At 58.5% G+C, this 14411-nt stretch carries 9 protein-coding genes and 1 pseudogene; 7 read left to right on the plus strand and 3 right to left on the minus strand.

Annotation, left to right across the window (positions count from 1 at the left end):
* Positions 1-25 precede the first annotated feature (25 nt).
* On the plus strand, positions 26-2581 hold the full coding sequence (locus QOM10_RS04870; RefSeq protein WP_316917686.1) for a LuxR C-terminal-related transcriptional regulator: 2556 nt from the start codon (positions 26-28) through the stop codon (positions 2579-2581).
* A gap of 152 nt (positions 2582-2733) precedes the next feature.
* Positions 2734-6198 (plus strand): dermonecrotic toxin domain-containing protein, encoded by a 3465-nt coding sequence (locus tag QOM10_RS04875; RefSeq protein ID WP_316917687.1) that lies wholly within the window; start codon positions 2734-2736, stop codon positions 6196-6198.
* 29 nt (positions 6199-6227) lie between these two features.
* On the opposite strand, the gene QOM10_RS04880 is transcribed toward QOM10_RS04875, so the two are convergent.
* The gene (locus QOM10_RS04880; RefSeq protein WP_127925872.1) at positions 6228-7007 is read right to left on the minus strand and encodes an IclR family transcriptional regulator; all 780 of its coding nucleotides are present in this window, start codon (positions 7005-7007) and stop codon (positions 6228-6230) included.
* A 164-nt stretch (positions 7008-7171) separates the two neighbouring features.
* Here QOM10_RS04880 and hmgA point away from each other — a divergent pair, with 164 nt between their 5' ends.
* The 4 genes from hmgA (at position 7172) to QOM10_RS04900 (ending at position 11945) form a co-directional block, all read left to right on the plus strand.
* Positions 7172-8476: a homogentisate 1,2-dioxygenase gene (hmgA, locus tag QOM10_RS04885; protein ID WP_160038340.1), complete on the plus strand. Its 1305-nt coding sequence runs from the start codon at positions 7172-7174 to the stop codon at positions 8474-8476.
* A 3-nt stretch (positions 8477-8479) separates the two neighbouring features.
* A complete protein-coding gene (gene fahA, locus QOM10_RS04890; protein ID WP_316917688.1) occupies positions 8480-9784 on the plus strand; it encodes a fumarylacetoacetase in 1305 nt (434 codons plus the stop codon).
* A 12-nt stretch (positions 9785-9796) separates the two neighbouring features.
* The gene (gene maiA / locus QOM10_RS04895) at positions 9797-10432 is read left to right on the plus strand and encodes a maleylacetoacetate isomerase (protein ID WP_150749534.1); all 636 of its coding nucleotides are present in this window, start codon (positions 9797-9799) and stop codon (positions 10430-10432) included.
* Positions 10433-10574: 142 nt separating this feature from the next.
* Positions 10575-11945 (plus strand): MFS transporter, encoded by a 1371-nt coding sequence (locus QOM10_RS04900; RefSeq protein WP_150749533.1) that lies wholly within the window; start codon positions 10575-10577, stop codon positions 11943-11945.
* A gap of 50 nt (positions 11946-11995) precedes the next feature.
* On the opposite strand, the gene QOM10_RS04905 is transcribed toward QOM10_RS04900, so the two are convergent.
* Complete coding sequence (locus QOM10_RS04905) at positions 11996-12799, minus strand: SirB1 family protein (RefSeq protein WP_127925877.1); 804 nt, start codon at positions 12797-12799, stop codon at positions 11996-11998.
* A gap of 186 nt (positions 12800-12985) precedes the next feature.
* Between QOM10_RS04905 and QOM10_RS04910 the strand changes: the two genes are divergently transcribed.
* Positions 12986-14005 carry a Glu/Leu/Phe/Val dehydrogenase family protein gene (locus QOM10_RS04910; RefSeq protein ID WP_105705534.1) on the plus strand — a complete coding sequence of 340 codons (1020 nt, stop codon included), beginning with the start codon at positions 12986-12988 and terminating at the stop codon, positions 14003-14005.
* A gap of 145 nt (positions 14006-14150) precedes the next feature.
* Here QOM10_RS04910 and QOM10_RS04915 read toward each other — a convergent pair.
* A pseudogene (locus QOM10_RS04915) lies at positions 14151-14405 on the minus strand (YebG family protein); the annotation flags it as partial.
* Positions 14406-14411: the final 6 nt, after the last annotated feature.

Genomic DNA, 14411 nt, shown 5'->3' on the forward strand with positions numbered 1-14411 from the left:
GCACAACGATAAGAAGGCTCACTCGATGACTGCCATGACCCCGTGCCTGGATCGACCCGGATTTTTGCCCAGACTTTCTTCACATCATCAGCTTCGCAGTCGCTTGAGTGCGCCTCTTCTGGCTTCGAACGCGCGGGTCAGGCTGTTGTGCGCACCCGCTGGTAGTGGCAAAACCGCACTGCTCAGCGAATGTTTTCTGCAGGTGCGTGCAGACTGCGAGACGATTTGGCTGCCGCTGGCGGGAGCAGCGCTCAGCCGCGAGGAGTTTTGCCTGCGTCTGACTCGGGCGCTCGGACTGATCGAAGACCTTGACGCTACGCAACTGATGGCGCAGCTGGCACGTTGGTCCAGAACGACTTCGCTGTTTATCGACGATTACAGTCGTCTGCCGGATCCGGCTCTGGATGCTTTACTGGATCGTTTGTTGGCGGTCAGCAGCCCGGCGCTCACCTGGTGGATCAGCACTCGCCGCCGGCCGCAGTGCAACTGGCCGCGCCTGTTGCTCGATGACGAACTCTACGAATCCGAGCGCGCCAGCCTGGCACTGACCCACGATGAGGTTGTACCGGTGTTGCGCCATTTACCGCCAGACCAGGCGGACCGTGTCGCCGCCCGTATCATCCAGCGTACCGGCGGCTGGTGCGCGGGTGCGCGCATGGCGCTCCTGCAAAAATGCGACTGGTCGCAAAACCTGCAGCCACAACAGCGTGTCGACACCCTGCTCGACTATCTGCAGCACGAACTCTTCAGCAACCTGACGCCAGAGCAGGATGAGGCATGGCGTGTTCTGGCTCACCTGCCACGGTTCAACGCGCCATTATGCGAGCATTTGTTCGGCCCCGGCGAAGGCGCACAGCTATTGCATGATCTGCAAGTGCTGGGCTGCTTTATCGAGCCTTGGCAGGAGTCCGCCGATTGGCTGCAGGTCTTTCGCCCGCTGTCGCGAATCATGCAGGAGTCGCATTGGCCGTGTGCGCGTTCGTGGCACCGGCGCGCCTGTCAGTGGTTCACTGCGGTGCAGGATTGGCGAGCAGCGTTCGAACAAGCGTTGTTGGCCGAAGAGTACGAAACGGCCGTAAGCCTGTTGCAGCATTTGAGCTTCGAGGATTTGCTGGAAGACCAGACGGTCGTCCTGCTGTTGCGCTTGCATGAGCAGCAAAGCCGCGAGCTGACCTTGATGACACCGCAATTGATCGGGCTGGTCACCGGGGCATTACTGTTCGCCGGCCGATTCGAACAGGCCGCGCAATGCATGGCCCATCTCGTCCGCTTCATGCCACAGCCGACGGGACATCTGGAGCAGCAACTGCTGGCACGTTGGCAGGCGCAACAAGGTTGGCTCTGCCACTTGCAGGGGCAAATGGAGCCGGCGCGCGCCTGTTTTCAGGAGGCATTGTCAGCCCTGACCGACGATGCCTGGCAGGCCCGTCTGATGTGTCTGTCGGGACTGACGCAGCAGGCGTTACTGTGCGGTGAACTCGATCAGGCCCATGCCCTCAACCGCGAGGCGCTGTGCCTGGCGCGCGCGCATGGCTCCTTGTTGTTCGAAGGGTTGCTCGAGCTTGATCATGCGCAATGGCTCGAGCAGCGAGGAGCGCCCGTGCGTGCCGAAAGTCTGCTGGTGGACATTGAGCATTTGCTGCGCCAGCGCACCCTGGTGCCCACGCCGCTGCTGGGCCGAATTGCCCTGCGACGAGGACGGCTGGCGCTGTGCATGGGGCTTGAAGAGCAGGCTGCGGATCTGTTCAGCCGAGGCCTTGAAGATTGCTTGCGCAGTGCAGACAAGCGGGTCTTGTATGGCTACCTCGGGCAGGCTCAATTGGCCGGTAATCGAGGCGATTATGCCTGCGCTTTCGAGCGCCTGCGCGAGGCCGAAAGGGTCATGCAGCAGCGGCAGATTCCCGATACGGTCTATCGCGGTGTCGTGCTTCAGGTCAGCAGCCAGTTCTGGTTGCAGCAGGGGCGACCGCAATTGGTGCAAGAGGCGTTGGGCCGGCTGTTACGGCATTACCGTGGACCCTCTGCACTCCAGGCGCCGCCCGCGACATTCGAGCTGATTATCCGCATTGAATACCTGCTGGCCTGCGCGCATACGCAGTTGAATCCGGATGAAAACTGTCTGCCAACCATTGAACGATTGCTGAATCAGGCCCAGGCCAGAGGCATGTTGACGGCGGAAACGGAGTTGCTGCTGGCCTTCGCCCAGTTGGCCGAATCGAACGGTGACACGGAGGCGGCGCAGCAAGCTTTCCAGCGTGCCGGAATGCTGGTGGAACGCTGCCAGTTGCAGCACGCCATGCGGGAGTGGGAATTACGCCGAGGCAGTCTCGGAACGGTGTCTGCCAAGCAGTTTCCTGCCAGGCAATGCGATAACCGTGATCTGAAGTCGGGCCTCAGCCGGCGTGAGCGTGAAGTGCTGATGTTGATTGCTCAAGGTGCTTCGAATCAGCAAGTTGCAGAACAACTTTTTATTTCGTTGCATACAGTAAAAACACATGCGAGACGGATTAACGGAAAGTTGGGTGTGGAGCGCAGAACTCAGGCTGTGGCAAAAGCAAAGTTTATGGGGATATTGGTTTAGTGTTGTGATTTTCTTATGGTGTCAATGGTTGTGGTTGTTTGTTGGCATGTTTTGTAAATTGTTCGGGCTTCATGTTGATTGAAAAAGAAACTACCTTGCGACCCTCTGTGTGGCTGCACTCGCAGCTCTGGATAGTCAAGTAAGGAGATGTTGTGGCTAAGTTATTTAAAAGTTTGATGCGTGGTTCGTTGGGTGAACAAGTTACGTGGGTTGAAGAGTGGGAAAAGGCAAGCCAGGCAAAAGCAGGTCTATTCAAGATCATCGACGCCATGCCAAGCGTGCTGGATATTCTTCGCAACATGCTTGAAAGTGAATTAAAGCGTTTGGGTAAAACAGTCGATATCGACAAAGTCTATGTCAATACGGATCCTGCTTTCCCCGCCAATGAAAATCGACCTTCGGGCACTCTTTGGGACGTCACTGTTCATTGTCTGAATAATAACGTCAGCCCCGCTTACATAATGGGCGGCGATGGCGTTTTTTTTCTGCCGGACACGTTCAGTGAGCAATTCAAAGTCAATGTTCTGAATACGCTTATTGTCGAAGACCTGATCGCTGCTGTAGCTGCCGGACTGGAAAAAACGTTGCGAACCGAGATCGCAAAGTTCTGGGCGGCGCCAGCGAAAACCATTCGCCGGGACACTGCACCGCTGTCGAATAAGCAAACTTTCATCGAAGCGTACGCCGTAGTCACGAGTGCAGAGCTGTCCCTGTCAGTCATGGCCCGGATTTTTGATGCCCGGTTGGGTGAGCGATTCGCCCATCTGCTCGACGCAAACGCCGGTCGCGCAGTGTTCGAAGTGAAGTTGCAACCGGCGCAGGATTACCTTCTGTCGCTCCTGCCCTGTTTCGTTCTGGACAACGCCGAGCGTCCGGACGCAGAAATGCGGCTAGTCAACGAGTCGACCTCTTACCTCATGCACACGCCGGAAAACGGCTTCGAGTTCTTTGAAAAAAATACCGAGCTGCACAGCAAACTACAGCAGCGGTTGTCTTTGGGTAGCGACCAGATCCGATACCTGAAAGCCACACAAAGTCCTCACGCCTTCTGCGTAGAGACGCACCTCAAGGGCCAGCTGGAAAGCGTGTCATCCTTGCTCGGTGGCCGGGAACAACTGGAAAGTCCGCTCACCTCCGTGCTGCAGGAGAATCAAGGCTTGCACGTGCTGCGCTACGGTATCGACACTCGCTTCTATCTGCTTTGGGCTGCATTGAAACGCACCGACTGGCCGCTTTGGCTCCATGCCGCCGGTAGCGATATTCAACAGCGATACAAGGAGCTTGAGGAATCCAGGGATGAATACCAGACTGCTTATTCAACCGTCTTCGATGCGTACTTTTCGTTTAAGGATTATGTGGTGCGTACGTTCGCCGAATGGGCGGACAGGACGCTCGGGGAACCGCTTGATCCAGAAACAATAAGTGTCCATAGCTCGTACACCCTGCAAATTGCCGGACGTACTGTCGAACAGGAAGACACCCGAACGCTGACGGAATTTCTCGTTTTTGGACTGCATGACAATGGTTATAAAGCCGCGCTGACTATCATCGGCGTTCCCGACGGAAGTCGGCTGACGACGGTGGCGCTCGAGCAGTGGCTGGAGAATCGCAACCTGCGACTGGAATTTACCAGCAGCCTTGCCTCCTCGCCCTCGATTGATTACCAGGAGGCCTACCGCAACTACCTCTTCAGCCAGATGGAGTTTGCAGTTTTTGTTGCTCGCCACTCCGGAAAGCTGGACTCCACCGATGCGAATATCATCGCGCGAGCCATGGCCAATGACCCTTCGGTGACTATTCAGGGATTGAGAATCAGTGCTCAAGTACCCGCTTTAAAAGATGTCCTGATTATTTCGGCCAGGGAATACGTACCGTCGCTGATGTTGGTCAAAACGCCTCGTGGTGAATTTGAACTGCTGAAATTTTCCGATGTTTACGCGGCGAACCGCTGGCTGGAGACAGCATTGTCCGCAGATCGTGAATACGCTGCATTGCTGATCCATCCAGACTACCTGCAAGAAGCAGGTAAGTTGCTCGGCAGCGATTCCAGACAGCTGAACTACCGCTACACGCTCGATGGCCGGCCGGTCGATCTTGGCCTGAATCTCAAGGCACCGTTGGCAGACTACGTAAATATCGCTTACCGAGCCGAAGTTGCCCTGCGCAAGGCCATTGCACCGGCAAGTTATCGGGCGCTTGGTATCGAAGGCCGCAAGCGCTATTCGCGTCTGACAACCGAACTCAAGGCACTGTCTACGATTGATGCACGAGATAATGGTTTTCCGACATTCGAGCAGTTCACTTATGACTCGGTGAAAGCTCAGATAGAAGACATTTTGCGTATTCGTGGGAGCAATGTTTCGGTCAACCCCGACCAGATCATTGTTCAAACCGAAGCGTTTCGTAAGAGCGTTACCGATGTTTTGCTCGAGGGACTCGCCTTTGAAGCGGTGCATCCGGCTTACGAAACTAAATTCAGCCCGAAATACTATTTGGTGAATGGCCATCCCAGCGTTGAAAAACTGGATATCCGAGACCTGTCCTCGCTGTCGAAAACTTTCCGTCCCGGCGACAGATATGCCGCGATGCTGAAAGCGCAATATCAGAACAAGGCTCATCCTGATTACGCGTTCAGGCGCGCAGTACACGCGCGAAGAATTCGCTGTGAAATGTACTGCGGTGCTTTGGCCGACTTTACCAATGGCAGACTGTCAATAGAGTCTTTCTCTGCTATCCAGCGGACTATCGATAATCTGAAAGAAAGTGGCGGCTATCAGTCAATTGTGGACAGCCTTACCGAAGGTGATGTCGGGCTGTATAAATTCAATATCGGTACGCTGGGTTTGACGACTGCCTGGGACCGTACGGTGGGCGGCGTTTATATTTTCCGGCTGAAGTTGTCTTCAGGGTTTCTCGATTTGCTCTATACGCCTGACGCGCCGGATCTGGTCAGCTTCCGGCCAATCGCTGAGTTCATTCCTTCGATTCGTTTTCGATACGGCCCGTTCCGGGACTACTACAGCCAGCGGGTACTGCTGGTCGACCAAAAGGTGATCAACGACTATTTCGACAATCTGGTCGCAACCGTCGATACCAAACCGGTTATTCGCACGCAGCAGCGTTCGTTATTGCCTGATCTGTTCACTTTCCATGACGAGCGAGTGCGCCGTGTATTGAGTGATATCGACGAACGCACCACCAGTCTCAATGAAATAATCGCCGGTCTTGTTTACGACAACCTGTTGAAGGCCGCGAACATCATAAGCCTGCTGGTGCCTCCCGTGGGCACTGTCGTGGTGGCTGTGCAGATGATGAAAAGCATCTACGACGCTTCGCAGTCGCACCGACGGGGTGATTACTCCGCTGCGCTTGGACATGTACGGGATGTATTGAGCGAACTGCTGACATTGGGTCAGGCTGCGGCGGCGGGCGCACCGGTTAAAGAACTTACTCGTGCGCAACGCTCGTTCCTCAGTTTGTTTGAAGACGCTCGGACAGTCGCGGAACTCGTTACGTATTACACCGGCCACCAGGACCCACAGGATGAGCTGCGCGGTTTCTTCAAGTCACTGATGGAAGATGCTGGTTCCGCATTGAGCAAGACCACGGTTCGTTGAGCCGTTTCGAGCGCTCTTAGCCTGCGGATTTATCGTTCATATCCCATCCGCCAACTCACGGCCCGCGTCGCCGCCAGCAATCGCTGCGCCGCCGGGCCGTTTTCGTCGGCGTGGAACAGCGAGGTCGGGCCCACAATGGTCAGCACGGCGGCGACCTGGCCAACGGCGTTGAACACCGGGGCCGATAACGCATCCACACCCGGCATCAGCAAACCATGCACATGATGCAGACCGCGTTCGCGGATCTGTTCACACAGCGTCGTGTAGGCTTTTTCGTCCTTCAAAGGATGATCGACAGCGGCGATTTCCAGTTCGCGCAAATCGTCGGTTTCCCGAGGCGGCAGGTAGGCGCTGAAGACCAGTCCGGTCGATGAACTGAGCAGCGGCAGCACTGAACCCAATTGCGTCACCACCGTCACCGCGCGCACTGCAGGTTCGATGTGCACCACCGTTGCGCCCTGATTGCCCCACACCGCCAAAAAGCAGGTTTCGTTGAGTTCGTCGCGCAGTTCGGCCAGCGGCAGGGCGGCGACTTTCAGCACGTCCATACTGTTGAGTGCAGCCAGGCCGACACGCAGCGCTTCGCGGCCGAGACCGTAGTGGTTGGTCGCGGTGTTCTGCTCGGCGAAACCCGAGGCGATCAACGCTTGCAGATAGCGATGAACCTTGCTCGCCGGCATCTGCACATGTTCGGCCAGACGCGACAACGAAGTCGATGGCGACAACTCGGCCAAGGCCTTGAGGATGTCGGTGCCGACTTCGGCGGAGCGGACTTTCTGTTTGCCGTTGCTGTCGCTGGTTTTTTCCATGGTGCGGCCGGGTTCCGAAACGAATGGGCGTCTTTATAGCTTGACGCTGGATAGCGAGCAAATTACGTTATGCGTAATCGAATTACGATAATAACAACCCCGGCGTGCCGAAACCTCTGAGCCAGAGCGATGGGCCACTGCCGACTCCCTGTTCAGGAGGCTCCATGAACCTCGATTCAACCGCGCAGGCGCTGGCGTATCAGTCCGGTTTCGGCAACGAATTCAGCACTGAAGCGTTGCCCGGCGCGCTGCCCGTTGGCCAGAACTCCCCGCAAAAAGCCCCGTACGGTCTCTACACCGAATTGTTTTCCGGCACCGCGTTCACCATGACCCGCAGTGAAGCGCGGCGCACCTGGATGTACCGCATTCAGCCGTCGGCCAATCACCCGGCCTTCGTCAAACTGGAGCGGCAACTGGCCGGTGGCCCCATGGGTGAAGTGACGCCCAATCGCCTGCGCTGGAACCCGCTGGAGATCCCGGCCGAACCGACCGATTTCATCGACGGACTGGTGAACATGGCCGCCAACGCCGGCGCGGAAAAACCGTCCGGTATCAGCATCTACAATTACGTCGCCAACCGTTCGATGGAGCGCGTATTCTTCAACGCCGACGGCGAACTGCTGCTGGTGCCGCAACTCGGCCGTCTGCGCATCGCCACCGAATTGGGTGTGCTGGACGTGGCGCCGCTGGAAATCGTCGTACTGCCACGCGGGCTGAAATTTCGCGTTGAATTGCTCGATCCGCAAGCACGTGGCTATGTCGCCGAGAACCATGGCGCGCCGCTGCGCCTGCCGGATCTGGGGCCGATCGGCAGTAACGGTCTGGCCAATCCGCGCGACTTCCTGACCCCGGTCGCCGCCTACGAAAACCTGCAACAGCCGACCACGCTGGTGCAGAAGTTCCTTGGCCAATTGTGGGCTACCGAACTCAATCACTCGCCGCTCAACGTGGTCGCCTGGCACGGTAATAACGTGCCGTATAAATACGATCTGCGCCGCTTCAACACCATCGGCACGGTGAGCTTCGATCACCCGGACCCGTCGATCTTCACCGTGCTGACCTCGCCGACCAGCGTGCACGGTCTGGCCAACCTCGACTTCGTGATCTTCCCGCCGCGCTGGATGGTCGCCGAAAACACCTTCCGTCCGCCGTGGTTTCACCGCAACCTGATGAACGAGTTCATGGGCCTGATCCAGGGCGAATACGACGCCAAGGCTGAAGGTTTTGTGCCCGGCGGCGCGTCGCTGCACAGTTGCATGAGCGCTCACGGCCCGGATGGCGAGACCTGCACCAAAGCGATCAACGCTGAACTGAAACCGACCAAGATCGACAACACCATGGCCTTCATGTTCGAGACCAGCCAAGTGCTGCGGCCAAGCCGCTTCGCCCTCGACTGCCCGCAACTGCAATCCACTTACGACGCTTGCTGGGCCACGTTGCCCGCCACGTTCGACCCGACCCGGAGATAATCCATGACGCAGAATTCCATCACCCGCAGTTGGGTCGCTTCGGCCAACGACCACACCGATTTCCCGCTGCAGAACTTGCCGCTCGGCGTATTCAGCATCGCCGGTGCGCTGCCGCGCGCTGGCGTGGCGATTGGCGACCACATCTTCGATCTGCAAGTGGCGCTGGAGGCAGGGCTGTTTGACGGTGCCGCGCGCAGCGCCGTCGAAGCCATGCACGGCGGCCAGTTGAACGCGTTCTTCGACCTCGGTAGCGAGGCACGTGTGGCCCTGCGCACACGCCTGCTGGAACTGTTCAGTGAAGGCAGCACCCTGCGCGGCAACATCGAAGCCCAAGGTGCAAAATTGCTGCCCCTGGCCGCCGATTGCCAACTGCACCTGCCGGCACGCATCAGCGATTACACCGATTTCTATGTCGGCATTGAACACGCACAAAACGTCGGCAAACTGTTCCGTCCGGATAACCCGCTGCTGCCGAACTACAAGCACGTACCGATCGGTTATCACGGTCGCGCCTCCACCGTGCGTGCATCCGGCACCGACGTGCGCCGTCCGAAAGGCCAGACGCTACCGGCCGGTCAGACCGAGCCTGTGTTCGGCCCGTGCGCGCGCTTGGACTATGAGCTGGAACTGGGCATCTGGATCGGCCAGGGCAACGAGATGGGCGATTCGATCGCCATTGGTGATGCCGCTGATCACATCGCCGGTTTCTGCCTGCTCAACGACTGGTCGGCCCGCGATATCCAGGCCTGGGAATACCAGCCGCTGGGGCCGTTCCTGTCGAAAAGTTTTATCACCAGCGTCTCGCCATGGGTTGTAACTGCTGAAGCCTTGGAACCGTTCCGCACCGCGCAGCCGAAGCGTCCTGATGGTGATCCGCAACCTTTGCCGTATCTGTTCGACAAGCGTGATCAGGACGGCGGAGCCTTCGACATCGAACTGGAAGTGCTGCTGCTCACCGAAGCCATGCGCGAGCAGAACCTGCCGGCCCATCGCCTGACCCTGAGCAACACCCGTTACATGTACTGGACCGTCGCGCAAATGGTCGCGCATCACAGCGTCAACGGATGCCAGTTGCAGGCCGGTGACCTGTTCGGTTCGGGCACTTTGTCCGGCCCGGAAAACGGCCAGTTCGGCAGCCTGCTGGAAATCACCGAGGGCGGTAAAAAACTGATCGAACTGGCCTCTGGCGAGGTGCGTAAATTCCTCGAGGACGGTGACGAAATCATTCTGCGCGCACGTTGTGCCCGTGATGGTTTTGCTTCGATCGGCTTCGGCGAGTGCCGCGGCAAAGTGCTGGCGGCGCGCTGACAGGAGCTGCTTATGGATCTTTATACCTATTACCGTTCGACCTCGTCGTATCGAGTACGAATCGCGCTGGCGCTGAAGGGGCTCGACTATCAGGCGTTGCCGATCAATCTGATCGCACCGCCGGGTGGCGAGCATCGGCAAGCGGCGTATCTGGCGATCAATCCGCAAGGCCGGGTGCCGGCCTTGCGCACTGACGAAGGTGAGTTGTTGATTCAGTCGCCGGCGATCATCGAATACCTGGAGGAACGTTATCCACAGCGGCCACTGTTGCCGGAGGACCTTGTCGCCCGTGCCCATGTGCGCGGCGTGGCGGCGGTGATCGGGTGCGATGTGCATCCGCTGCACAACGTCAGCGTGCTCAATCGCCTGCGCCAGTCGGGGCAGGACGAGCCGCAGGTGGTCGAGTGGATCAGTCACTGGATCAGCCAGGGGCTGGCGACGGTGGAACAGTTGATCGGTGACGAAGGCTTCTGTTTTGGCGAGTGGCCGTGCGTGGCTGATGTGTACCTGATTCCGCAGTTGTATGCGGCTGAGCGGTTCAATGTTTCGCTGGAGGCTTACCCGAAAATCCGCCGGGTCGCCGCACTGGCGGCTGAACATCCAGCGTTCATCAAGGCTCATCCCGCCAATCAACCAGACACCCCATAACCCTGTAGGAGTGAGCCTGCTCGCGATGAGGGAGTGTCAGTCACTCATGTTCTGACTGACCCACCGCTATCGCGAGCAGGCTCACTCCTACAAGGGAATATCGCCATTCGCATAATCATAAAAACAAAACAGGTACCTTGCGATGCACAACCAGATCGCCAGCTTCCGCGCGGCACTCGACGCCCGTACTGTGTCCCGCTATCAGTGGTTACTCTTGATCCTGCTCGCCTTGCTGTTGGTCACCGATGGCTATGACGCCCAAGTGCTCGGTTACGTGGTGCCCGCGCTGGCGCAGGACTGGGGCCTGGAAAAGTCGGCGTTCGGACCCGTTTTCAGCGCCAATCTGCTCGGTCTCACCCTTGGTTCACTGGCGGTCACGCCGCTGGCTGACCGCTTTGGCGTGCGACGGATCCTGCTCGCTTGCGTACTGATCTACGCCACGCTGACCGTGCTGATGGTCTTCGCCGACTCGCTCAATACGCTGATGATCGCGCGCTTCATCTGCGGCATCGGCATGGGCGGCGCGATGCCCAGTGCCATGGCGTTGATGTCGGAATACTCGCCACCGCGTTTACGCACCTTGATGGTGACGCTGGCGGCCTGTGGCTTTTCATTCGGTGGGGCAGCCGGTGGTTTCGTCGCCGCAGGGTTCATCGACCAATTCGGTTGGCAAGCGGTGTTTCTCGCCGGTGGCGTCACGCCGTTGCTGCTGTTTCCGTTTCTCTGGTGGATGCTGCCGGAGTCGTTGCCACGCCTGCTGCGTGATGCGCCGCCCTATGCGCGACTGCGCAAAGTCACCGCGCGCATGTTGCCGGATTGGCAACCGCCGGTGGCGACTGTCGAGCAGAACGAACGTGAGCAGGGCAGCAAACTGACCGTGGTCGAGTTGTTCCGCAACGGTTACGTACGGCCGACCTTGCTGATCTGGGCGACGTTCTTCGTCAGCCTGATTCTGCTGTATTTCATGATCAGCTGGCTGCCGACGCTGCTGTTGGAAAGCGGCCTGAAACTCAACGAAGCCAATCTGGTGACGTCGATGTTCCTCTTCGCCGGTACTTTGGGCGCGATTTGCATGGCCTGGTTCGCTGACCGCTTGAAGCGCAAAGTGCGTCTGTTGTCAGCGGTGCTGGCGGGCGCAGCGCTGTGCACGATTTTGCTCGGGCTCAATCACGACAACCCACGCTATCTGGTGGCCTGCGTTTTCGCCGCCGGCTTCTGCATCATCGGCGGGCAACTGACGTTAAATGCGTTCGCCAGTAATTTCTACCCGGCGCATGTACGTGCCACGGGCACCGGATGGGCATTGGGTGTGGGGCGGTTCGGTTCGATTCTCGGGCCGCTGTTCGGCAGCCTGCTGCTGGCGATGCACATTCCGGTGGCGCAGATTTTTTTCTTCTGCGCGATCCCGGCGGTCATCGCCGCGTTGCTGATTATTCAAGTACGTTCGCCCACCGACACAGCGCAATCCCCTGTGGGAGCTAGCCTGCTAGCGAAGAACGATAACGCGGTTTAACTGAGAGACCGAGCCGCCTGCATCACTAGCAGGCTAGCTCTCACAAGGTATCAGTGGACGACCGAGTTGGGCGGCAGGTGACCGAGGCGTTCGGTGAGTCGCAGGCGTTGAATCGGGTCATCGCTGAGCATCAGCGCATGCTCCAGATCGAAGCGCTCGGCATTCGGGCAGTCGAGCCGCTGATACAGACTGGCACGGGCCAGATAATCGGCGGCGCCAGCGTCACCCAGTTCGAGGACGCGCTCGGCGTCGATCAGCGCAGCAATAAAGTCATCATGGGTCAGGTGCAATTGGCGCAGGTTGCGCGACAGGCGCTGGAGCATCTGCTGCGGTGTGGCGGTCAGCAGATGCTCGGCGTTGAGCTTCATGTTCGGCCCGTACTGGCGCTGTAACAGCTCGCGACAATCATTGGGATACAAACGCCGGCCGCCACACGGATCGAGCAAGTGATCGGCACCGGGTACCCGCAACAGGAAGTGTCCGGGGAAGTTGACCCCGACCAGCGGAATTTCCAGACTGCGCGCCAGTTCCAGAGCAATCAGCGCCAATGCCAGCGGTTGTCCACGACGGGTCTGCAACACTTTGTGCAGCAACGCAGCCTGTGGGCGCAGCGGCAGAAAGTCGTCCTGTGCAAAGCCCAGATCGGTCATGCGGCGTAACAGGGGTTGTGCCAGTTCACTCACTGGCAGCATCGGCAAACCGTAACTGACCCGTTGCTGCAGATCCTTGAATTCCAGTAGCAGGGCTTCGGGATCGACCGCTTTTTCGTGCTCGGCCGCCATCCACAGCGCGGCTTCGAACAGCGCGGGCGGTGAACGGTGCAGGCATTCGAAAAAACGTTGACGCGCACTCATCGAAATCTCCGGGGAATGCCTCGTTTTAGCCCGGTCCGTGCCATTCGTCCAGTACCCCCGCTGCGCGGGTTTACGGTTATGCCGCAAAGCCGTGGTCTGTGCAGGCGCTTATTCCGGTGCGCTCCAGCAATTTTCAGGCGCAGGCCTATACTGGCGTTCTACAAGAAGTGATTCGGGAGCCCAACGATGTTTGCGCTCATGCAAAGCACTCGCCTGGAATCGCTGCACCTTAGCGTTGACCCGGTCTCCGGGTTGAAGGCGGTCATTGCCATCCATAACAGTCGCCTCGGGCCAGCCTTGGGCGGATGTCGTTATCTTGCCTATCCCAATGACGAATCTGCCGTTGAAGATGCCATTCGCCTCGCTCAGGGCATGAGCTACAAAGCCGCGCTGGCGGGTCTGCAGCAGGGCGGCGGGGTTGCGGTGATCGTGCGTCCGGTGCATGTGGAAAACCGTGGGGCACTGTTTGAAGCGTTTGGCCGCTGCATCAATCAGCTCGACGGCCGCTACATCACCGCGATCGACAGCGGTACCTCGGTGGCGGATATGGATTGCATCGCTCAACAGACCCAGCATGTCACTAGCACCACCTCGGCCGGCGACCCGGCGCCACACGCAGCGATGGGTGTGTTCACCGGCATTCGAGCAACGGCGATGGCCCGGCTGGGCAGCGATAATCTCGAAGGCTTGCGCATTGCGATTCAGGGCCTGGGCAATGTCGGTTTTGCCTTGGCCGAGCAACTGCACGCCGCCGGGGCTGAGTTGCTGGTCAGCGATATCGACCACGGCAAGGTGCAACTGGCGATGGAACAACTCAATGCTCACCCGATCGCCAACGATGCATTGCTCAGCACGCCATGCGACATCCTGGCGCCGTGCGGTCTGGGCGGTGTGCTGAACAGCCACACGGTCACCCAACTGCGGTGTTCGGCCGTGGCCGGTTCGGCAAACAATCAACTGACGCACCTGGATGTCGCCGATCAACTGGAGCGCCGCGGAATTCTGTATGCGCCGGATTATGTGATCAATGCCGGTGGTTTGATCTACGTCTCGCTGAAACACCGTGGCGAGGAATTGCCGACGATTACTGCGCACCTGTCGAAGATCAGTTCACGGCTGACCGAGGTGTTCGCCCATGCGCAGGCGGAAAAACGTTCGCCGGCGCGGGTGGCGGATGAGTTGGCGGAGAAAGTTTTGTATCGCTGAGTTTCACAGGCATGAAAAAGGCCCTGAGCCATTCGACTCAGGGCCTATTCAATTCGGTCATCGCTTACTTTGCAGCTTTCGCCGCTTTGACCGGCTTCACCGGCGTTTCAGCAGGTTCTGCAGCTTCGGCATTATCGACCGGTTCGGCCGGTGCATTGAGCAGCTCGGACAATGCATCAGGCTGGCTCTTGAACGCCCGGGCGAACACATCGCGATTCTTCGCCATGTAGATCCCGGCTTCTTCCACTTGCTGTTCAGTCAGGGACGGAACGGCTTTTTGCAGGACATCGGCCAGATATTCGGCCAGTTCGAGCATTTTGTCATGACGGTCAGCTTCGGCTTTATCCATGAACAAGCGCTCCAGATCTCGGCTGCTGCGGTATACCACTTCGACGGCCATTCACCA

The organism is Pseudomonas sp. P108, from assembly GCF_032613195.1.
GTDB lineage: Bacteria > Pseudomonadota > Gammaproteobacteria > Pseudomonadales > Pseudomonadaceae > Aquipseudomonas.